The 18,862-nt window shown below is 70.5% G+C and carries 20 protein-coding genes and 3 pseudogenes; 6 read left to right on the top strand and 17 right to left on the bottom strand.

What is annotated here, in order from left to right; genetic code table 11:
* Positions 1 to 97 precede the first annotated feature (97 nt).
* From ACIPW5_RS25920 to ACIPW5_RS25935, 4 genes are all read right to left on the bottom strand, one after another.
* Positions 98 to 745, bottom strand: a complete 648-nt coding sequence (locus tag ACIPW5_RS25920; RefSeq protein WP_401249340.1) for a fasciclin domain-containing protein — start codon at positions 743 to 745, stop codon at positions 98 to 100.
* Positions 746 to 845: 100 nt separating this feature from the next.
* Complete coding sequence (locus ACIPW5_RS25925) at positions 846 to 2,438, bottom strand: molybdopterin-dependent oxidoreductase (RefSeq protein WP_401249343.1); 1,593 nt, start codon at positions 2,436 to 2,438, stop codon at positions 846 to 848.
* Complete coding sequence (locus tag ACIPW5_RS25930; RefSeq protein ID WP_401249470.1) at positions 2,426 to 3,262, bottom strand: MMPL family transporter; 837 nt, start codon at positions 3,260 to 3,262, stop codon at positions 2,426 to 2,428. The genes ACIPW5_RS25925 and ACIPW5_RS25930 overlap by 13 nt, the downstream gene beginning before the upstream one ends.
* The gene (locus ACIPW5_RS25935) at positions 3,169 to 4,539 is read right to left on the bottom strand and encodes an MMPL family transporter (RefSeq protein ID WP_401249473.1); all 1,371 of its coding nucleotides are present in this window, start codon (positions 4,537 to 4,539) and stop codon (positions 3,169 to 3,171) included. Before ACIPW5_RS25935 ends, ACIPW5_RS25930 begins: the two co-directional genes overlap by 94 nt.
* Before the next feature lie 308 nt (positions 4,540 to 4,847).
* Here ACIPW5_RS25935 and ACIPW5_RS25940 point away from each other — a divergent pair, with 308 nt between their 5' ends.
* The gene (locus ACIPW5_RS25940; protein WP_401249346.1) at positions 4,848 to 5,246 is read left to right on the top strand and encodes a hypothetical protein; all 399 of its coding nucleotides are present in this window, start codon (positions 4,848 to 4,850) and stop codon (positions 5,244 to 5,246) included.
* 106 nt (positions 5,247 to 5,352) lie between these two features.
* On the top strand, positions 5,353 to 5,778 hold the full coding sequence (locus ACIPW5_RS25945) for an ATP-binding protein (RefSeq protein ID WP_401249348.1): 426 nt from the start codon (positions 5,353 to 5,355) through the stop codon (positions 5,776 to 5,778).
* Between the two features lie 176 nt (positions 5,779 to 5,954).
* On the opposite strand, the pseudogene ACIPW5_RS25950 reads toward ACIPW5_RS25945, so the two are convergent.
* Positions 5,955 to 6,195 (bottom strand): annotated as a pseudogene (locus ACIPW5_RS25950) (chaplin).
* 378 nt (positions 6,196 to 6,573) lie between these two features.
* Here ACIPW5_RS25950 and sigK point away from each other — a divergent pair.
* On the top strand, positions 6,574 to 7,167 hold the full coding sequence (sigK, locus tag ACIPW5_RS25955; RefSeq protein WP_401249351.1) for an ECF RNA polymerase sigma factor SigK: 594 nt from the start codon (positions 6,574 to 6,576) through the stop codon (positions 7,165 to 7,167).
* Positions 7,164 to 7,919, top strand: coding sequence for an anti-sigma factor (locus tag ACIPW5_RS25960; protein WP_401249354.1), 756 nt, complete (start codon positions 7,164 to 7,166; stop codon positions 7,917 to 7,919). Before sigK ends, ACIPW5_RS25960 begins: the two co-directional genes overlap by 4 nt.
* A gap of 485 nt (positions 7,920 to 8,404) precedes the next feature.
* Here ACIPW5_RS25960 and ACIPW5_RS25965 read toward each other — a convergent pair whose 3' ends face one another.
* From ACIPW5_RS25965 to ACIPW5_RS25990, 6 genes are all read right to left on the bottom strand, one after another.
* Positions 8,405 to 8,671: a hypothetical protein gene (locus ACIPW5_RS25965; protein ID WP_401249357.1), complete on the bottom strand. Its 267-nt coding sequence runs from the start codon at positions 8,669 to 8,671 to the stop codon at positions 8,405 to 8,407.
* A gap of 229 nt (positions 8,672 to 8,900) precedes the next feature.
* Positions 8,901 to 9,113: a hypothetical protein gene (locus ACIPW5_RS25970; protein WP_401249359.1), complete on the bottom strand. Its 213-nt coding sequence runs from the start codon at positions 9,111 to 9,113 to the stop codon at positions 8,901 to 8,903.
* Positions 9,114 to 9,664: 551 nt separating this feature from the next.
* On the bottom strand, positions 9,665 to 10,300 hold the full coding sequence (locus ACIPW5_RS25975; protein ID WP_401249362.1) for a hypothetical protein: 636 nt from the start codon (positions 10,298 to 10,300) through the stop codon (positions 9,665 to 9,667).
* Positions 10,301 to 10,302: 2 nt separating this feature from the next.
* Positions 10,303 to 11,214, bottom strand: a complete 912-nt coding sequence (locus ACIPW5_RS25980; protein ID WP_401249365.1) for a nucleotidyltransferase — start codon at positions 11,212 to 11,214, stop codon at positions 10,303 to 10,305.
* A gap of 248 nt (positions 11,215 to 11,462) precedes the next feature.
* Complete coding sequence (locus ACIPW5_RS25985; RefSeq protein WP_401249366.1) at positions 11,463 to 11,774, bottom strand: hypothetical protein; 312 nt, start codon at positions 11,772 to 11,774, stop codon at positions 11,463 to 11,465.
* A gap of 305 nt (positions 11,775 to 12,079) precedes the next feature.
* Positions 12,080 to 12,469, bottom strand: coding sequence for a hypothetical protein (locus ACIPW5_RS25990; protein ID WP_401249369.1), 390 nt, complete (start codon positions 12,467 to 12,469; stop codon positions 12,080 to 12,082).
* Positions 12,470 to 12,735: 266 nt separating this feature from the next.
* Here ACIPW5_RS25990 and ACIPW5_RS25995 point away from each other — a divergent pair, with 266 nt between their 5' ends.
* Positions 12,736 to 13,038, top strand: a complete 303-nt coding sequence (locus ACIPW5_RS25995) for a hypothetical protein (protein WP_401249372.1) — start codon at positions 12,736 to 12,738, stop codon at positions 13,036 to 13,038.
* Here the strand turns inward: ACIPW5_RS25995 and ACIPW5_RS26000 are convergent.
* Positions 13,017 to 13,472, bottom strand: coding sequence for a hypothetical protein (locus tag ACIPW5_RS26000; RefSeq protein WP_401249375.1), 456 nt, complete (start codon positions 13,470 to 13,472; stop codon positions 13,017 to 13,019). The genes ACIPW5_RS25995 and ACIPW5_RS26000 overlap by 22 nt on opposite strands.
* Positions 13,473 to 13,646: 174 nt before the next feature.
* On the opposite strand from ACIPW5_RS26000, the gene ACIPW5_RS26005 reads away from it, so the two are divergent.
* Positions 13,647 to 14,048: a hypothetical protein gene (locus ACIPW5_RS26005; RefSeq protein ID WP_401249378.1), complete on the top strand. Its 402-nt coding sequence runs from the start codon at positions 13,647 to 13,649 to the stop codon at positions 14,046 to 14,048.
* A gap of 24 nt (positions 14,049 to 14,072) precedes the next feature.
* On the opposite strand, the pseudogene ACIPW5_RS26010 reads toward ACIPW5_RS26005, so the two are convergent.
* The 5 genes and pseudogenes from ACIPW5_RS26010 to ACIPW5_RS26030 form a co-directional block, all read right to left on the bottom strand.
* A pseudogene (locus ACIPW5_RS26010) lies at positions 14,073 to 15,564 on the bottom strand (ISKra4 family transposase); the annotation flags it as partial.
* 100 nt (positions 15,565 to 15,664) lie between these two features.
* Positions 15,665 to 16,207 carry a hypothetical protein gene (locus tag ACIPW5_RS26015; protein ID WP_401249381.1) on the bottom strand — a complete coding sequence of 181 codons (543 nt, stop codon included), beginning with the start codon at positions 16,205 to 16,207 and terminating at the stop codon, positions 15,665 to 15,667.
* Between the two features lie 267 nt (positions 16,208 to 16,474).
* Positions 16,475 to 16,873 (bottom strand): hypothetical protein, encoded by a 399-nt coding sequence (locus ACIPW5_RS26020; protein ID WP_401249383.1) that lies wholly within the window; start codon positions 16,871 to 16,873, stop codon positions 16,475 to 16,477.
* A 134-nt stretch (positions 16,874 to 17,007) separates the two neighbouring features.
* Entirely contained in the window at positions 17,008 to 17,511 is a 504-nt protein-coding gene (locus ACIPW5_RS26025) for a hypothetical protein (protein ID WP_401249480.1), read from the bottom strand.
* A gap of 355 nt (positions 17,512 to 17,866) precedes the next feature.
* Positions 17,867 to 18,430 (bottom strand): annotated as a pseudogene (locus ACIPW5_RS26030) (methyltransferase); the annotation flags it as partial.
* Positions 18,431 to 18,862 lie beyond the last annotated feature (432 nt).

Consider the following 18,862-nt stretch of genomic DNA (forward strand, 5'->3'; position numbering starts at 1 on the left):
CCGATCCACGCATAGAGGCCGGCCATGGCGGTGGCCCTGCGCCCTTCGGGGAAGGAAGCAGGGCCACCGGCCGTGCACAGATCGTTCCTGGCGCGGGCTACTTGGGCATGAGGACGGTGTCGACGATGTAGACGTTGGCGTTGGCGGTCTTGACGTTGCCGCAGACGACGTTCGAGGTGGCGTTGACCTTGTAGGCCTCGCCGGAGCCCTTGGTGGTGACCATCCCCTTCTGCAGGGTCTCGAAGGAGCCGTTCTCCAGCTGCTTGGGGGTGAGCTTCTGGCCGACCACGTGGTAGGTGAGGATCTTGGTCAGCTGCTCCTTGTCGGCGAGGACCTTGTCGAGGTCGGCCTTCGGGATCTTGGCGAAGGCGTCGTTGGTCGGGGCGAAGACGGTGATGTCCTTGGCGTTGTTGAGGGTGTCGACGAGGCCGGCCTGCTTGACGGCGGCGACGAGGGTGGACAGGGCCGGGTTGTTGGAGGCGGCGGTGGCGACCGGGTCCTTGGCCATGCCGTCGAACGAGCCGGCGCCTTCCTTCGGGACGCCGGCGCATGCCGCGCCGAAGGGCTGGTCGCCGGTCATCGAGTCGTCCGACGGGCTGCGTTCGCCGGTCTTGGCCTGGTCGCCGGCGGCCGCGGTGGGGGCGGCCTTGGTGTCGCTGGAGTCGGAGCAGGCGGCGAGGGTGAAGGGCAGCAGGGCGGCTGCGGCGACGGTGATGGCGGTGCGGCGGATCTTCATGCTGTTCATGATCAGTTGCTCCCTTTGAGCTTCTGTCGGTCTGTCAGGGTTGTGAGGGTTTCGGGGGTGGTGCTGCCGGACCGGGCCCTGTGGTGGGCCGGCCGGGGGTCTAGGGGACGGTGACGAAGGCGCTGTGCCAGCCGCTCGCTCCGTCGGGGATGGTCCGGGCGCGTTGCTCGGTCTGGACCTGGCCGGTGCCGTCGGTGGCGCGGACGGTGATCGTGTGTCCGCCGGGTGTGGCTTTCCAGAGGTAGGACCACTGGCGCCAGGTGTCGACGGTGGCCTGGGGTGCGAGGTCGCCGTCCTGCCACGGTCCGTCGTCGATGCGGACCTCGACGCGGGTGATGCCGCGTCGCTGGGCCCAGGCGACACCGGCGACGACGACGGTGCCGGCGGCGGGGCGGGCGAACGGCTTGGGGGTGTCGATGCGGGCCTGGGTCTTGATCGGCGCGCGCCGGGCCCACTTCCGCTTCACCCAGTACGGGTCGTAGGCGTCGAAGGTGGTGAGCTCGATGTCGGTGATCCACTTGCAGGCCGACACGTATCCGTACAGGCCTGGGACGAGCATGCGGACGGGGAAGCCGTGGTCGAACGGCAGGGGTTCGCCGTTCATGCCGACCGCGAGCATCGCGTCGCGGCCGTCCATGACGTCCTCGACCGGGGAGCCGAGCGTCATGCCGTCCACCGAGCGCGCCACCAGCTGATCGGCCTTCCCTCCCCTGGACGGGGGCCGTACGCCGGCCTCCTGGAGGAGGTCCGCGAGGGGGACGCCGAGCCAGCGGGCGGTACCCAGGTAGGGGCCGCCGACCTCGTTGGAGACGCAGGTCAGGGTGATGTCGCGCTCGATCAGGGGGCGGGCCAGGAGCTGTTCGAGGGTGTAGGTGCGGGGGCGGGTGACGCCTTTGCCGTGGATGCGCAGTCGCCAGATGCCGGCGTCGACCTTGGGAACGGTCAGAGCGGTGTCGACGCGGTAGAAGTCGGCGTTGGGGGTGGTGAAGGGGCTGATGCCGGCCACCTTGAGCTGGACGCCCGCGGGGACAGCGGGGGCCGGGGAGGCGGGAGCGGGCAGGACCAGGCTGGTGCGGGATGCGACCGCGCCCTGGCCCTGGCGGCCGGTGAAGAACCGGCCCAGGGCGCCGGCCGAGGCGGCCGCCACAGCGGTCACACCGGCCGCGGCGAGGAATCCGCGCCTGCTCCACTCTTTGCTGCCCCCCTGCCCGTCCGCACCGGCGGGGGCCGCAGCGGGTACGGCTTTCGATGCCAGGAGGTAGAGGACGAGGGCTCCGGCGAGGGCTCCGGCGATCGAGGGCAGTGCATCGCCGATGCCGGTGGAGTCCGGACGGCTGAGAGCCGCGGCGGAGCCGATGATCCCGAACACCAGCACGCCGGCCGCGCCGGTCCGGCGGTGGGAGAGGGCGAGGACGCCCAGTGCGACGGCGATGACGGCGAGGATCGCGAGGATTCCGAGCTGGAGGACGGTTTTGTCGTTCTCTCCGAACGTGCGGATCGCGAAGTCCTTCACCGCGGCAGGCGTCCGGTCGATCGCCGCGCCGCCCACCACGGTCACAGGTCCCGCCGCGGGCCTCACCAGTCCGGCGACCAGCTCGGCCACGGCCAGCGCCGTGAACGCGGCCAGAAGACCGGCCAGCGCGCCTCGTGCGGCGCGGGAGAGGGTGCTGCGGAAGCTGCTCACACCTGCCATTCGGAAGCCCCCACCTGGCGGATGGGTGTGCCCCTCGAAGGAGTGAACGGTCCGGTGGTGCTGCCGTCACGGCACGGGAGCGGGGGCGGGGCGGTCGCCGTCGCCGGTGTGCGGGCGCGGAATGCTGCCGGGGACCGGGCTGTCGCCGGGCAGGCGGGGGGCCACCAGGTGCGGGGGCCGAGGTCGAGGATGAGCGCGGGGACGAGGAAGAGGCGGACGAGGAGTGTGTCGATCAGGACGCCGAGGCAGACGATGCAGCCGATCTGCGCGAGGTAGAGCAGGGGCATCACGGTCAGCGCGGCGAAGGTGGCGGCCAGGATGAGTCCCGCTGCGCTGATGACGCCGCTCGTGGTCGCCATGGCCCGACGCACCCCGGCCGCGGTGCCGTGGCGGCCGGCCTCGGCGCGGATGCGGTGGACGAGGAAGATGTTGTAGTCCACTCCGAGGGCGACGAGGAAGACGAAGGAGAACAGCACCACGGCCGGCTCGGTGGCGGCGCTGCCGGTAGCCGGCTTGAAGGCGAGCGCGGCGGCCCCGAACGCGGTGAGCAGGCTGATCCACGCGGCCGCGACCAGAAGCAGGGGCAGGAGCAGGCAGCGCAGCACAACGATCAGGACGGCCAGGACGGCGGCCAGCACCAGCGGCATGATCAGCCGGTGGCCGTCGACGGAGGCCCGGTGGTGGTCGGTGAGCTGTGCCCTCTGCCCGCCGACCAGTGCCCCGGTCCCGGTCAGCGTCGTGCGCAGGCGGCCACCGTGTCGCGTGCGGGGGCGCTGTCCGGGGCGTGCGCCAGCGTCGCCAGGACGTCGACCTGGCCGGCTGATCGAGCCGGGGCCGGGGCCATGGTGGTGGCTGCCACACCGGTCGTCCTGGCGATCCGGCTGCGCGCCTCGGGGGCGTCGGCTGCGGGCATGACGATGATCAGGGGGCTGGCGGTGCCGGCGGGGAAGTGGCGTGCGAGGACGTGCTGCCCGGCGGCGGAGGGGGAACCGGCCGGCAGGGCCTGATGCAGGGGGACTCCGGCCTGCGTCAGGAGCGGGGCGCACGCCGCTCCTGCGGCGAGGAGCATGAGGCAGCCCGTCCACACCCGGCGCGGCCGGCACTCGATCGCACGGCCCGCTCGCGACCGCCGGCCGCCTTGTCCCGTTTCCGTCGTGGGGGAGGGGCGCAGGGTCCGCCGTCCGCACACGAGGAGGACGGCGGGGAGGAAGGTCAGGGATACGGCGGCACTGCAGGCCACGGCGATCGCCACGGCCGGTCCCAGCGCCTGCTCGGCGGGAAGGTCGCTGAAGGCGAGGGTCATCATGGCGCAGGCGATCGTCGCGGCGCTGGCCAGGACCGGTGGACTGGTGGCGCGGCACGCGGCTGCCATCGCACGTGCGGGATCGGGCCGTTGGGTGAGCTCTTCGCGGTGGCGGGCGGCCAGCAGGAGGGCGTAGTCGGTGCTCGCGCCGATCACGAGGACGAACACGATGCCTTGCGTCTGGCCGTCGATCGCCAGCCATCCCGTCCGGGCCGGCACGTACAGGGCGGCGCACGCTGCGGCCAGCGCCACGAGGGCGCTCGCGATCACCAGCAGCGGCATCAGGACGCTGCGGTAGACGGCCAGCAGGATCAGCAGGACGCCGGCGAGGGTGACGGCCAGCAAGGTGGCGTCGGTCTGCGCGAACGCCGCGTCGAGGTCGGCCTGCGCGGCGGCCGGGCCCGCCAGGTCGACGCTGGTGGCCCCGACCTCGGAGGCCGCCCGGCGGATGACCTTCAGCTGCGCGGCCAGGTCGGCCGGCCCGGCGGCGATCACCGCCGTCAGCGCCCGGCCGTCCGCAGCCAGAACCGGGGCGGCGGCGGAGCCCGCCAGGCGGGCGGTGACCTGACGGGCCGCCTCCTGCTGGCCCGCGGTGATCTGCTCGCCGTCCGCGCGCGGGGTCCAGATCACCGCGAGGGGCAGCGGTTCGTCCTGTGCGGTCGGATTGAGCAGACGGGCGACCCGTGCGGACTCGGCGTCGGCCGGCAGCTGCAGCTCCTGGCCGGAGCGGGCCACCTCGCCCAGACGCATGGTGTACGGGCCCGCGGCGACTGCCAGGACCAGCCACAGCAGCAACACGGCCAACGGCCCTGCCCGATGGAACTTCCACACCACGAGGGCGCCTTCCGATCACGGCGGCCGAAGCCGCCCGGCGGCCCTGCGGAAGCCCGCGGACCCCCGTCCTGGACGGGTGTACGGCGGTGCTTCGACGCCACGGCGGGGCCGGGATGGGCTCCCGGATGCCACCCAGCCGGGCGACTTTCACTATTTAATCCGCTGACACAATCCTTAGTCCCGTTTGCCCCGAATCCTTCGCGTGAGGCTCCTGACGGGGCCCGCAGCACACCGAGTTCCGCGATCGGCAGGATTCAAGGGAGGTGAGAGCGGTGACCGCATCCGTGAACATGCGCAGGCTCGTGGCCGGCGCGGCATCGGCCGGGCTGCTGGCCGGCGCGTCCGTGCTGGGCGTCTCCGCGACGGCGAACGCCACACCGGCGCCGTCAGCGGCGTCCTCGACGGTGACCAGCGACCGGGACCACCGGCACGACCGGTGGGACCGCCACGAGCGGTGCAACTGGGTGAAGGGCCAGTGGGGAAAGAAGTGGGTCAAGGGCCACTGGGAATGGAAGTGGCACCCGGGCAGCTGGCACCACGGCTACCAGGACCGCCACGGGAAGTGGCACGACGGATGGTGGGGCAAGGGCTACTGGAAGCAGCACTGGGTGCCCGCCCACTACACCACTCACTGGGTGCCCGGCCACTGGAACTGCCACGACAAGTGGTAGCCCCTGCAGGGCCGTCGTGGGGTTCCGGCACCACCGGAACCCCGCTCCTGTCCCTCACCGCACCTTCCGCCCCGTCCGTGGACGCTGCCGATCGCGAGGAATGATCATGGACACCGTCATCACACCCTGCGGATGTCCGGCCACGCTCCACCTTCCGCTCCCGCCGGGCACGCACGCCGCCCCGCACGCCCGTCGCAGCGTGACCCGGATGCTGGCCCTGCAACCGGACGTCTGCCCGCGTGCGGTTGCCGAGGACCTCGTGCTGATCGTCTCCGAGCTGGTCACCAACGCGGTCCTGCACGCGCAGGGCCCCTACGCGCTCACGGTGAGCCTTCAGCCGGGACGGGCGGGCATCGCCGTCGGCGACGGCTCCCCGGATCTGTCGGGCCGACGCCCCGACGACCCGGCCCGACGGATCGGGCCGGGCGGCCGCGGCCTGAAGATCGTCCGAGCTCTCGGCGCGGACCTCTTCGTCAGCCGCTCGGGCAGCGGTAAGCAGGTCGTTGCGGTCCTCACCTGGCAAACCGGATGAACAGGACGTACTGCGGGTGGCTGTGCCGACAGCCACCCGCAGCCGACCGGCCCGACAGCGGTCGCGCACGCAGCGCGTCCCCAGAGCCGCGCACGGCAACGTGCCGGACCGGGTCACCGGCCGGCGCCTCCCCGTCTTGACGGCGCCGGACCGGAGCACGTGCCCGCGGCGGACGGTCAGGCGTTGACGCAGGTGTTGCCGAAGGCCGGGTTCAGCAGCCCGATGACGCTCACAGTGTTGCCCGCAGGCGTTGACCGGGATGTGGATCGGCACCTGGATGACGTTGCCAGAGGCCACGCCCGGCGAACCCGCGGCCACGCCCTGAGCCCCCGCGTCAGCGGACGCCACCGACGCACCCGCCACCAGCACCGCACCTGCCGCCAGGGCCACGGCCAGACCGCGTCGCACATCAACCATGTCTTCATACCTCCCGTGAGGATGCACGGCCGCGCAGAGGTCCCGCTCGGCCGGTGAGGAACCCCCGTACACGCCTTCGGGCTTCCTCACACCCGGCTTTCGCTGCCGTTTCCGGGGCGGCTTGGCCGAGAGGCCCGGCTTCCCCCCAACGGGTGAGTCCCGATGCGCAGGCGCTGACGAGGCGGCCTCCCATCCGCAGACCCGCCGGCTACGAAGAACAGGCGAAACACGCACAGGTTTCCCAGGCCGGACTGCCCCGGGGGCGGTCCGGTCCCGCACCAGCGACGACACAAGGACCGGCATGCGATGGACGCCCTGCCCTCTGACGGCCGCCCCAGGCCGCCTCTTCGCCTTCTCTCCACAGCCGGAGCCCCGCGGGTGAACCAACCGATCCCCTTCAACACCGGCCGTCCCTCCGACCCTGCCCGCCGCGACCTCACCGAGACCATGCAGAAGGTCGCCCACGGCGACAAGCAGGCCTTTTCCGCGCTCTACGACGCCCTCGCGCCCATGGTGTTCGGGATCGTCGTCAAGGTCGTGCGCGACCGGGCGCAGTCCGAGGAGGTCGCCCAGGAGGTCATGATCGACCTGTGGCGGCAGGCCGCCCGCTACCGCTCCGACGCCGGCAGCGTCACCACCTGGGCCGCGACGATCGCCCACCGGCGGGCCGTGGACCGGGTCCGCTCCGCCCAGGCCGCCGCCGACCGCGAGCACGCCCAGGCCGCCCGCGAACACCGCACCGCCTTCGACGAGGTCGCTGAACAGGTCGAGACCCGCCTGGAGAGCGAGCAGGTCCGCCGCTGCCTGCGGAGCCTGACCGAACTCCAGCGCCAGGCGGTGACCTTGGCCTACTACCGGGGGCTGACCTACCGTGAAGTCGCGGAAGCCCTGCGCACACCGCTTCCGACCATCAAGACACGCATGCGCGACGGACTCATCCGGCTCCGCGACTGCATGGGGGTGACCACATGACACACCACGCCACCGACACCCACACCCTCGCCGCCGCCTACGCCCTCGGCGCACTCGACGACGCCGAACGCAACGACTTCGCCACCCACCTCCAGGACTGCGAGGCATGCCGGCAGGAAGCCGCCGAGTTCGAAGCCACCGCGGCCCGCCTGGCCGCGGCCGTCGCCCAGCCGCCGCCCCCCGCGGCCAAGGAACAGGTCCTGGCCGCCATCGACGAGGTGCGCCAACTCCCGCCGCGCGTTCCCGCCCCCGCCCCGGCCCCCGCGCCCGCCCGCGGTGGCATCCTGACCCGCCGGGCCGTCCCCCTGGCGTTGGCAGCCAGCGTGGCAGCCGCCGCACTCGGCGGCATCGCCGTGTGGCAGACACAGGACGGACAGGACCTCAAGGCCCAGGCCCGCCAGGCCCAGCAGCAACTCGACACGATCAGCTCCGTACTCGCCGCCGCGGACGCCCGCGCCGTCCACGGCCGGGCCGCCAACGGCGCCCTGACCACGGTCGTGTCCTCCGAGCGGCAGAACAAGGCCGTGTTCACCGCCGCCCGGCTCCCCGCCCCCGGAGCCGGGAAGACCTACCAACTGTGGCTGGACCACGACGGCATCATGCGCCCCGCCGGACTCATCGACCACGACGGCACCGTCATCCTCACCGGCAACCCCGCCGACGCCGGCGCCGTAGGGCTCACCCTCGAACCTGCCGGAGGATCCCCCCAGCCCACCACCGACCCCCTCCTCCTGATGACCCTCCCCGCCTGATTCACCCAGCCACCCCAACCGTCCCCGGAGGGGGAGCCATGACAGAGGTCGGTGGATGGATCCGGGAACGCAACTGCTCGGGCGAATACATCGAACGGGACTGGGTGGAGCGCACGGGGTGCTGGAGCTCGGTCACCCGGGTACTGCTCACCCACGAACAGGTCCGCGCGTACGCTCTCCCGGCGACCGAGGGCAAACGGGACGACCCGCGGCGGCCGGCCTTCGCCCGCCGCTACGGCTTCGACATCGAGCACCCGGTCCAGTGGGAAGTCGAAGCGCTGGAGCCGGACGAACTCCAGCGCCTGGTCCTCGCCGCCGTCGACCCGTACATCGACCGCGACGTCCTCGCCCGGCAGATCGCCCGCGAGGAGCAGCAGCGCCGCGCCCTGGAGGAGTTCGTCGGCAGGTGGGCACGGAGGGCGGTGGGCAGTCCTAGGCGTGGCGTGCGCGGGAGGGACGAGGCGCAGCAGGACGGCCTTGGAAGGTCAGCGTCGTCCGATGGTGCCGCGGACGAGGGCGTAGGGCATGACGCAGAAGGCGCCGAGGTTGGTGGCGACGATCAGGGTGAGGAACAGCCAGTAGGAGAAGCCGTGGCCGTTGGAGGAGGCGAGGAGCCACCCGTAGGTGAGGGTGGTGAGGATGCCGGTGAGGGCGAGTCCGGCCGCCCAGCCCGTCTTGCTCAGCCCGAAGCCGAGGCCGATGTAGGCCCAGAACAGGGCGGGGCCGGCGACGGCCGTGATGGCCAGGAACACCGGTAAGTCGGACCTTCCCAGCCCCGGTTCACCGAGGCCACGAACACCTCTTCCGCGTCGGCGACCTCAAGAGGTGGGCCCGCAACCGGCCCCGCGGCGCCGCCGGCACCACCGACGTCGACTGACCCGTCCCGTCCGGCGGCCGCGAACCGGGCCTGTCCGGTCCGGCCGCCCGACGTCTCAGGGACCGGCTCGGGGGCGCAGCGTCCAACGACGCTGCGCCCCGCCGTTACGCGGTGGCCGGCTGCGGCTCCTCCAGCACACCGGCGACCTTCCTCGCCAGCTCCGCGACGTGCGGCGGCAGGTAGCTGTCCAGCGAGGCGACGTCGTCACACAGGCGGGCCTTCAGACCGTGCAGAACGGCCTCGGTGAACAGCCTCGCCGGGTCGTTCTCCACCCTCTGCGCGTTCGCGGCGTGCCGCTGCCCCGAACGGAACTGCATGCTGGCCCGGTCCTCGGCGCGCTCGCCGCCACCGGAGCGTCCTCGCCCAGCAGGCCCGCCAGGTGCGCCCAGTCCCCATCGTCCGGCCCCTTGGCACGGTCGTGCTGCTGAGCCAGCTGGAGATACGCCTCCATGGAGTCCCGGCCCATGCCCGTGCGCCGACAGTACGCGGCGATCAGCATCGCCACCATGTTCATCGTGTCCGCCGCGTCCGTGGCCCGGTACAGGGTCATCCGCTTCCATGTGTGGGCCTGATCGGGCTCGGTGTACCGCAGCACCTCCTGGCAGTTCGCGATCGCCTCGGAGACAAGCTGGTGAACCGCCCGGCGCAGCGGCTCGGGCATAGGTGTGGGCTCCATGGCCGCACGCTAAAGGGGCTGCGCCGCCGGACACCGGAGTTGCGGCCCCTCGCTCACCTGGACGGACTAGGGTCGGTTCCGGCCCGCACCGGAATGGAGCGCGTGGGCAAGGCCCCGGTCCCCGTGACGGGACGCAGTTCGGCCGGGGCCGCCCCCCTCGTTTGCGCTGCCCGGAGGCGGGGGCGGCCAGCCTCAGTCGGCGTGGCTGCGGTCGGCGGCCTGGGCTTCGGCGAACGTGCCGTAGTTGGTCGATCGGTCGAGCAGGGTGAAGTCCATGTCCCCGGCGGTGAACCGGCTGGTGTAGTAGTGCCCGGTAGCGGCCTTGGGCTGCAGCCCGGTCACTGCGATCCGGCAGGCTCCCTCGTGCCGGGGGCTGCGCTGCTGGTGTTCCACGCGGGGCGTGTTGTCGTACAGGAAGCCGATCTCGGCGGTGCCCGAGTTCTCGGGGGCGGCGATCGTGGCGTTGCTCGAGCGGGAGGTGCTCTCCTTCGTGCGGAGCGTGGCGTGCAGGCTCCAGAAGGTCTGCTCGATCGTCATGTACGTGGTGATCGGGCCCCGGTTTCCTCCTTCGGGGATGTGGCTTTCCGGACTCGGTGCCAGCATCACGCGCCAGGTGCCGGTGACCCACGGGCGCCCGGTGAAGCGGTGAATGACGGGCCAGTGCCAGGCCCACTTGTCGAAGACGACGGTGCCGTAGCCCACGAGGGCCGGGATGTAGGCGAAGAGGTACCGGAACTCGGACGGGTAGAGGCCCAGGACGAGCAGGACGACCGTGTAGAGGGTGGCGGCGATGGTGGCGCCGGTGCGGATGGTGGTCGCGGTGTTCATCGTCAGCCTTCGTAGTTGAGGTAGTCCCAGGCGCCCTCGATCAGCTCGCGGGCGTCCTTCTCCGTCCACTTCTGACCCTTGCCGAAGACCTTCTTGATCCCGTTCGGCTCCACCATGCGCTGAGAGCTGAACCAGGCTCCCGTGAGCTGCCGGTAGACCTCTCGCAGGCTCTCGCGGACCACTTCGTCCAGGGTGTCGACGCCGAGCATGACGTGGTCCGGGACGTTGTAGATCAGGCACTCGGAGAAGTACGACGGAAGGGCCGTGATCACGCCCTCGGAGGCGAGGTCGTTCTCGACGTTCTTCAGCACCCGCACGGCGAACTTGTACCGGTACTTGGTGTTGGTGTTCTTCGTGCGGCCGTTGGCCAGCTGGAGCTCGGGCCAGTTGATGACACGCTTGCCGTTGCGCCCGTAGACGACGCTGCCCACGTACTCGCCGCCGGGCACTGTGGTGTCGTAGGCCACCCACTTGAAGCACGGCACCACGTCGATGCTGGGACGGCTGCCGACAACTTCCGGAACGTACAAGGCGAGGTTGTGGTCCGTGTCTACCGATCCGAAGTGGTTGGTGAGCGCGTCCTCGACCTCCTGGCGGAGCTTCTGCCGGGTCCACGGCCCCGCGTAACTGGCCTGCTGCCCGAACCACCACGCCGCCAGCCCCTCCGTGTGGAAGGGGTCATTGAGCTTCACCATGATGTCGACGTCGCTGTCACCGCGGACGTTGGTGTTGTTGGGATACGAGCCCTTCGACGCCACCGTGATGTCGAGACCCTGGAACGGCTCGTGTCGGGCCACCGCCTGTTTCACCATGCGCTCGGCGCGCTCCAGCCGGAGCTGTTCGGAAGCGCCCGGAGGGTTCCTCCACTTGTTGATCAAAGCGATCCGCTGGTCATACGTCAGCTGTCGTGCCATGAACGCCTCCAGGCTCCGGCGCGCCTGCGCCGGCCAACAGCGTACGAGCGGGCACTGACAGCGACATACCGGTATATCCGCGCGAGCGCTCAAGGCGGGGTCGACAGGACCGGGGTGCTTGCCAGCGCGGCGGGGGTGCGACTCGACATCTCAGGGGCCTACCGGCCCCGGCGACGTTCCCCGGGGCTGGCTCTATGCAGTCGTACGTCGACGACGGCCCGGCTACGGCGTCAACGAACGAGTGGGCTTCAGCCGTCTTCGCCCGGCGGCTCGGCGTGCAGGCAGTACGCGCACTTGGACGCCTCATCGGCGCGGCCCATGCACCGTCGGCAGGCGCCGCGTTCCCGGACCGGGCCGCGGCCGTCCGCGCATCCCGGGCAGGTCATCACCGGCTGCTGAAAGCCGAAGCTGAGCACCCAGCCGTCGTCCTCGGCCGCCTTGCGCGCCAGCTGGGAGACATCGTTCGCGGAGCGCTCGTCTCCGTCGTTGCCGGTCTCCACCGCCAGATAGACGGCGAGGCAGTCGTCCGTGTCGCAGACGACGGCTACTCCTGTAGGCATGCAGTCTTCTCCTCGGTCGTCCGGAGCGGTCAGCGGTTGTTGCGGTAGGCGATGATGCCGCCAGCGACCAGGCCGCGGCCGCGGGCGGTGCGGAACTCCTCCAACCGCTCGGCGTCGGTGTACTTCACCGGCGAGCTACCGGGCGGGGTACGCACGCCGAGCTGCGGGCCGGAGAAGCACACCGCGTACCCGTGGTGCAGGACGGCGGAGTACCAGTCGGGCGAGGCCGGGACAGTGATGCGGGAGTAGACACCGCCGTCGGGGGAGCGCAGCTCGATCCGGTCATCGGCGAGCCGGTGGAGGGCTCAGCCGGGGATGGTCCGCAGATCGGCGACGCCACGGGGGAAGCGCCGCATCCCTAATGCGATGGCGCCCTCCACCTGGATCTCGGTGGGCGCGCCGCCCGGGATCCGGGACATCATCGCGCGCTCGGGCTCGAAGAGGGCCACCGGCATCGGGTCCTCGCCGTCGGTGGTCTGCAGGGTGCCGGTGTCCGGGTCGATCCCGGTGGCGACCTGCCCCAGTCCAAGCACGGGTGAGTTCATGTAGAGCAGCCGGCCGTGGTCGTCGACGTTGTTGCTCAGCTGCTCCCCGGCCGCCAGGATCTCCGCCTGGCTGACGGCCCGGTCGTCGATGTGGAACCGCTGACGCGGCGGCTGGTTGCTCCGCTGCTTCTTCGGCTTGAACCGTCCCATCGAGGCACCCCCCTTGGTGTGTGATCAGCCAAGCCTCAGCCAGGCGCGAGCGGCGGCACAAGACCGCCTCTCGCCAACCGCGGCCGTACGGCACAATGCCCCCAACAGCGCCGGGGGCCTCGCCGGGGGACGGTGCCGGTCAGGGCGAAGCCCCCGCCGAGATCTCGCCTGACAGCGCCCCGGCCGGGGAGGTGCCCTTGACGCCGGTTCCGGCCTGCGGGACGGTCTGCGCAACTACGCGCAACCGAGTCCCAGGGGAGTACGTGATGACGCTACGGTTCGTCGGGATCGACCCCAACACCGGTGGGCGGGGATCACCGACGGTATGGGTGGAAGAGGAGAGCGCGGACCTGGTCCTCCAGGGCGAGGAAGCCGACGCCCTCCTCAAGGACCTGGTCGGTTCCACCGAGTGGGTGGCCGGCCACAAGACGGGGATCCCCGCGCACGAGCGGGTGATCCGGATTCCGGCCCGCATGGTGCCGATTCTGAGGTTCTGGCACAGATCTTGGGGAGGGGGCGCGGAGGGTGACGGTGGCGTTCGAGTCGCTCAGAGCGCGATCGGCCGGTAGCTCAGTGCTTCATCGACAATCTGCTCCGCAGACGGGCCTTGAAGGACGTCTGAGGGGTAGAAGACCAGGTCACTCACCCGGGGATGCGACACGTTCGCTTCAAGGAGCCGCAGGTAGTGGTCGCTCTCTGCGGAGGCGGTCAGGAGTCTGCGAACGATCTCAACGAGCTCGTCCCGGGTGATGTCCGCAACCACAGGGCGAGCCGGCCGGGCCGCCTCCTTCGCGAGATCCTTCAGGCTCCTGTTTCCGTCGTACTCAGCGAAGTCGAGAGCCACGTAGTCGTGACCGGTCATTGCGTTGAACTCCGCGATCGCCTCGCCCGCCGCTTCTGGGCAGGCGACCAGCAGCTCAGCGATCCGCTCAACTTCAGCACGCAGCTTGTTCAGCCGCTGCTGGCTCACGGGCGGGGGCAGCAGCTCCGGTCTCAGGTCCACAGCGGCATTATGTCCGTCTGTGCCGACACGCGGCACGCTGTGGGCCTGTTCCCAGGGTGAGTACCTTGAGCTTGCCGGGCCGGCGAATCCGGCCTGGGTGCGGCTCGTTTCGAGTGACGGCCGCGATTGCAGATGACCTTGACCCTGTCCAGCGGTGAGCAGGATCGTTGAGCAATGAACTCAGCTACCGGTCGCAGTCATAACGAGGTGTGGGACGAGCTGCTGGACAGCCATCGGCCGCCTCATTCGGAAGGTGACTGGGCGTCACCATCGATGTGGTTGCTCCTCCAGGCCGCGGTCGCCGATCCGCTGTTGTCCTCGCTCTATCCGTGGAAGGGCATGAACACCCTGAGCGTGTGCACCTCCGATTTATGGCGCGACTTCGGCACGGAGGGGTTCTCGGGAATCGCGGCCGGTCCCGGCGTGTACTCGGTGATCGCCCACCCGCTGGCCGAGGGCCGCATCGTTCTGGAGACCGGTGATCCCGCTGTCGCGGTCGAGGTCATGGCCGGGGAGGTTCAGAGTCGGCTGGACGGGCGCACGACGGACGGACGACAGCCTGGGTCTGTTGACTGAACACGGTTGGAGCTTGCCGGGTGATCAAACGGTGAGGGTGTAATTACGCTGGTCGGGAGTGGGGTAGGGGCGTTCGTGCTCGCGGGCTGCGTGGTAGCCCAGTAGAGAGCAAGGTCACCGTTGGAGACGACAGCACGCAGTCGCAGGACGGCTTCGGCTCCGGGCAGGCCCCAACGGGCGCCGGTAATGTCGAGGCGGTCGGCGATCAGGTGGCGACAGGCACCCTCGACCGCGACGGCGGCTATCGGCCACCCGTTCTTCAGCGCGGTGTCGTAGTGGAACTGGTCGAGGTGACCGGTCAGGTAGCGGTGGCAGTCGCAGGACGGCCTCGCGCCCCGAGACCGGCAGGTGCATTCGCTTGGCCTCGGTGGTCATCTCGGCGGCAGCGCGGGCCGCGTCACCCGACAGGATCGAGGTCAGACGGTCGGCCGCCCATGCCTCGGCTTCGGTGGTGCCCGGCTTATGCAAGGCGTGAGCGGCGGCCCATACGTACTCGGCAACGTGCACGAAGTCCAGCAGCACGTGGACCGTGGCGCCGCGTCGGCCGGTCTCCGCTTCGATCAGGTCAAGCTGATGGCGGGCCCCGTCGACCAGGACGACCCACAGCCGTAGATACTTGGGGTCGCGGGCCTGGGCCTGGTCGAAAGCGTCGGCAATGACCTGCCCGGGCGAACGGACCAGCGAGGCGGTGCACCACTTACTCTCTGCCCGGGGCCCGGGGCGTTCACCGCCGCGGCCGCCGGGAGGGTGGATCACGTCGTGCGGGCGCCTGGGTGTGGGGCGGGTGTCGAAGACGCAGGCGACGGTTGCCATCCGCTTGTGGTTCGGCTTCTCGCCCGGCGCGAGTCGGCCGCGGTGGTTACTGGCTGCCTTCTCGGCGGCTCGTCTGGTGGCCTCGCGCAGGGCCTCGGGGCGCATGACCACGCCCTTGCCGTCCACCTGGACCACCAGCGGCATCTCGCGGCTGCACGGGACGGGGATCCTGGCCTGGTAGAAGCCGTCTATGTCGACCGCGGCGGCGACCACGAGCTCTTCCAGCCTGCGCTTGCCGAGCACGTTCCCGCAGCGGCGCTCGATCGCGTCGTGAGCCTGGTCGAACGAGCCGCGGACGGCCTCGGTGACAGCGAGCCGCCGTAAACCGGTGGAGTGCCGGCCGGCGGGGAGCGACAACGCGGTGTCGGCGGGGTGGACGTTGCAGGCGCCGGGGCCGCGGTGGGTGACCCGAGTAACGCGGACCAGCCCGAACACGGTGGCCAGCCAGCGCTGGTGGCCGGTTTCTCGCCAGGGCCGGACCTGGCCCTCAGGCCCAAGCACGACCGGACCGCCACCGGTGCGGACCTGCTTCTCCTGGCGGGCCGCGCAGCTCCAGGTGGTCGTGCAGCAGCAGTCGGAGCAGGTCCCGTCCGGCCGCGTCGAGGTGTTCCTCCAGTTCGGCGTGGGTCCACGTGCTCGCGTCGCCACCTGACAGGGTGCGTATCAGCGTCTCGAAGGCACTGAGGGAGCAGGCAAAGGGGTCAGTGGTGGCATGCGTGTCCTACGGTGTCATCTCCAGGGCTCTTCCCGTCCAGCATCGATTGGGTCGCACCTTCGAATGTAGGAGCGGAAGAGCCCTGCTGTTAATGGGAGTTGGGCGATTCAGTCGTCCGTCGGCGGGCCGGGGTGAAAATCCCGGGCGTGTCCTCGTCCAGCCAGCCGCGCTCCACCAGCCGCTTCAGCTTCGACCGGGTGCCCTCGATCTTCCCGGTCTCGGCCGGCAGCCCGATCCTGGGCACGATCTGCTTGGCGCGGATCGGCACCGGGGCATCTGCCACCACCTCCAGAATGTCTCGATACACCTGCGGCAGGACGTCCGACCCCATCCCGGGCTGCCAGTTCGGAACGGTCAGCACCCCGATGATTCGCCGCTCGGCCCCGGCATACGCGGACACCGCCGGCTCACCCAGGGTCGGCTGGTCGGCGCCGACATCCGCTGCCAGCCTTTCCGGGGTCAAGTCCGCGAGCACCTCGGCGACCGTCTCCCGGGCAATCCGTAACCGTTCCAGGCTCTCCCGGGCCAGACTCAGCTGTCCCGACAGCTCGGCGAGCTCGGCTTCGAGCTCCTCCACGCGCACCCGGGCAGCCGCCTCGCGTGCTTCCAGTTCCTCGAACAGCGAGCCCATCCGCAACCCCTCCTCCACCATCACGGTAGAGACGAGAGGCCGCCGTGAACACAGTCCCAGTCAGCGTTCTGGGAGTTCAGCCGTTCCCTTCGGAGGAACCGCACCCGTTCGGCCTCGGGACTGGTGGACTCGCATGTTGAGGTGTCGCGTGTTCCCCGGTGAGGCCCTCGGTTACCACGACAAGACGGCCACCCGATCGGTTACCGAAGTCGGAGGAACGTGGAGCCGATATGCCCCTGGCGATCACCGCTGCTGACACGCGGGTACTTACCCAGGGTTTGCTGAGGCTCGCTTGTCCTCAACATGGACGACGTGCAGTTCGGTGCCGTCGCGATGACGCTTCGATCGCCCAAACAGCCCGACAGTGATCTCCGACTGGTCCTGAGGCTCGTCAGGGCCGACATAGGTAAGGACGTCGTTGTGATGACCGGTGACGACCCATCCTTCGACGTCCTTAAGGTTGATCACCCCAAAGTCTCCTGCCGAAGATCCGGCATGCGCCGGGCCAAACTTCCTCAGGATCTCGGTGGCCTGTTCAGCAAGCTCCCCATCGGGAGCGGTTAGCACGACGCAAGTGCCATGCTCGAACAGAACCCACGACTTGCGAGGGTCGGCGAGAAGCCGCTGCCAGACGTCTACCAGTATCTCGGTGTCCATAGCGTTCATGATGCCGGAGAGAACCGGCGCAGGGTGACAACCGACCGACACCTATAGAGAATTCGCGACTCCTGAACATGCGCGCCTACCAGTCCCAAGGCCGATGGAGGCCGGCCTCTACGACCCCGATCAGTCCGTCCCCATCAGTCTGGACGCCCCAAACCTGCTCGTGGACACCTCCGACGGCTACGCCCCCGCCCTGGTAGAGGTCCAGAGATTCTTGATGCAACCAAATCACGAAGGGGATGCGGCGCGGGTTCGTCCCTGACCGGCGCGGTCGGCTCCGGCAGCGCGGACATCTGGGCCAGGAGGGCGCAGGCGGCGTAGTGGCGGGCCGTCTTGCGCGACCACGCGGTACGCACCGAACCAGCCCAATCCTGCTCGGCCCGCAGGCGGGCGCACACCTGGTGACGGCCCTCAGGATCCGGGCTCTGCTCCTCGTAGGTTAGCCCGTTCTCCACGTTGTGCTGCTCGGCGTACCAGTGGAGCATCGTGGCCGCCGCCGGCGGCATCGCGGCAGCCCGTTCCAGCGCCGCCCTGCGCACCGCATCCCAGCGCGCACCCCGTGCGTCGAACAGCAGCGTGTACATGTCGCGGTGGCGCAGCCGTCCGGCGCGGGCGCGGCGCAGCAGCTCCTCCTCCAGCACCGGCCCCGGTCCCTACCCTGATTCCATCCCGTGGCGGAGATGCCGCTCGAAGACCTCGGTCACCATCCCCGGCAAGGCCAGGCGGCGAGAGGGTCGCTCCGCAGATGGTCCCTGTCCGGGCACCGCAACTCCCGCGAGTCCGGCAAGGAGAGCGAGTGCCGCACGCGCCTGGGCCTCCTGCTTGGACGGCGCGCAGGCCGCAGGGCCAGTGACTTGGGATCCCGTGGGACCGAGCGTGACAAGGCCGGTGGTCGCGGCGCCCACGGCGGACACATCGGGAAGGACGGCGAACTTTGAGCAGCCGGCCGCCCGGTGCGAGCTGCTCCACCCACGGCACCGGGACACACGGCACGCCGATGCCGGAGTGGATCCGGTCGTATGGCGCCCTCGTCTCGTGCCCTTTGAGCGCGTCACCCTCGATCACCTGCGCCCCGACACCGAGACGGTCCAGGTTCCGCTGGGCGAAGGCCGCCATGTGTCTGTCCCGCTCCACGCCGGTGGCGAGTCCGGGGCCGGTGATGGCGGCGGCGAGCGCGAGGGAGACGCCAGGGCCCGGCCCGAGCTCCAGATACCGCTGCCCCGGCCCGAGCTCCATGGCTTGGAGGGCTTCGACCGTGGCGGGGGTATAGGTGGACATGGACGTCATGTGCCTGCCGGTCACGGGCCCGCGGGGGAGGTCGTCGAGGGGTTCGCCGTCGCGCTGGAGCAGGATCGACTCGTCGCTGTGGATCAGCTCGAGCCACTCCTGACGGTCGTCGGGGTGGGAGCCGTCGAGGAAGCGCCAGTCGATTGGGTCCGCGCCCGGGCCGCTGACGCGGACGTAGGCGTGCGGCAGCAGGATCTCGCGTGGCAGCGCGAGCAGAGCTTCTCGTACCGGACCGCGGCTCAGCTCTCCGCTCTCCTCGAGCCGGGCGAACATCGCCGCCCGGGCTGCCGCGGCCTCGGAGGTGTCGTCGGCGGACTGCGGCGGCGGAAGGTCCGCGACGGGTCCGGTGTTGTCGGTCAGCACGGTGCGCTCCAGGGGATCGGATGGAACGGCGGTTGAAGTCGCCGTCGGTGTGACCGAGCTGCCGGCCACGCTCGTGGCCTGCCCGGTCAGGTACCGGCAGAAGTCCCGGTGCCGCCACAGCGAGGCTCCGGCGGCGGAGGTCTCAGCGCCGGGTGGCACGGCGTACCTTCCTCTGGCCCCGCTAGGAGCCCCCGCAGCACATACATAGGCTCGGTCTGGGCCCTCCGGCCGGGCCTGCTGCCGGCGGGTGTGCTCACCCTGTTCAGTCGGGTAGCCGGGGTGCGTTGCCGCACCCCGGCCCCCTTAGAACTCCTAACGAAATGACCTCATAGGGCCTGCCGA

This window comes from Streptomyces sp. NPDC090077, from assembly GCF_044747545.1.
Taxonomy (GTDB): domain Bacteria; phylum Actinomycetota; class Actinomycetes; order Streptomycetales; family Streptomycetaceae; genus Streptomyces.

What these genes read in the sequence shown, in the direction of transcription:
- ACIPW5_RS25920 (WP_401249340.1), bottom strand. Translation starts at nt 745, where the DNA reads ATGAACAGCATGAAGATCCGCCGCACCGCCATCACCGTCGCCGCAGCC.
- ACIPW5_RS25925 (WP_401249343.1), bottom strand. Translation starts at nt 2,438, where the DNA reads ATGGCAGGTGTGAGCAGCTTCCGCAGCACCCTCTCCCGCGCCGCACGA.
- ACIPW5_RS25945 (WP_401249348.1), top strand. Translation starts at nt 5,353, where the DNA reads ATGGACACCGTCATCACACCCTGCGGATGTCCGGCCACGCTCCACCTT.
- ACIPW5_RS25960 (WP_401249354.1), top strand. Translation starts at nt 7,164, where the DNA reads ATGACACACCACGCCACCGACACCCACACCCTCGCCGCCGCCTACGCC.
- ACIPW5_RS25970 (WP_401249359.1), bottom strand. Translation starts at nt 9,113, where the DNA reads ATGCAGTTCCGTTCGGGGCAGCGGCACGCCGCGAACGCGCAGAGGGTG.
- ACIPW5_RS25975 (WP_401249362.1), bottom strand. Translation starts at nt 10,300, where the DNA reads ATGAACACCGCGACCACCATCCGCACCGGCGCCACCATCGCCGCCACC.
- ACIPW5_RS25980 (WP_401249365.1), bottom strand. Translation starts at nt 11,214, where the DNA reads ATGGCACGACAGCTGACGTATGACCAGCGGATCGCTTTGATCAACAAG.
- ACIPW5_RS25985 (WP_401249366.1), bottom strand. Translation starts at nt 11,774, where the DNA reads ATGCCTACAGGAGTAGCCGTCGTCTGCGACACGGACGACTGCCTCGCC.
- ACIPW5_RS25990 (WP_401249369.1), bottom strand. Translation starts at nt 12,469, where the DNA reads ATGGGACGGTTCAAGCCGAAGAAGCAGCGGAGCAACCAGCCGCCGCGT.
- ACIPW5_RS25995 (WP_401249372.1), top strand. Translation starts at nt 12,736, where the DNA reads ATGACGCTACGGTTCGTCGGGATCGACCCCAACACCGGTGGGCGGGGA.
- ACIPW5_RS26005 (WP_401249378.1), top strand. Translation starts at nt 13,647, where the DNA reads ATGAACTCAGCTACCGGTCGCAGTCATAACGAGGTGTGGGACGAGCTG.
- ACIPW5_RS26015 (WP_401249381.1), bottom strand. Translation starts at nt 16,207, where the DNA reads ATGGGCTCGCTGTTCGAGGAACTGGAAGCACGCGAGGCGGCTGCCCGG.
- ACIPW5_RS26020 (WP_401249383.1), bottom strand. Translation starts at nt 16,873, where the DNA reads ATGAACGCTATGGACACCGAGATACTGGTAGACGTCTGGCAGCGGCTT.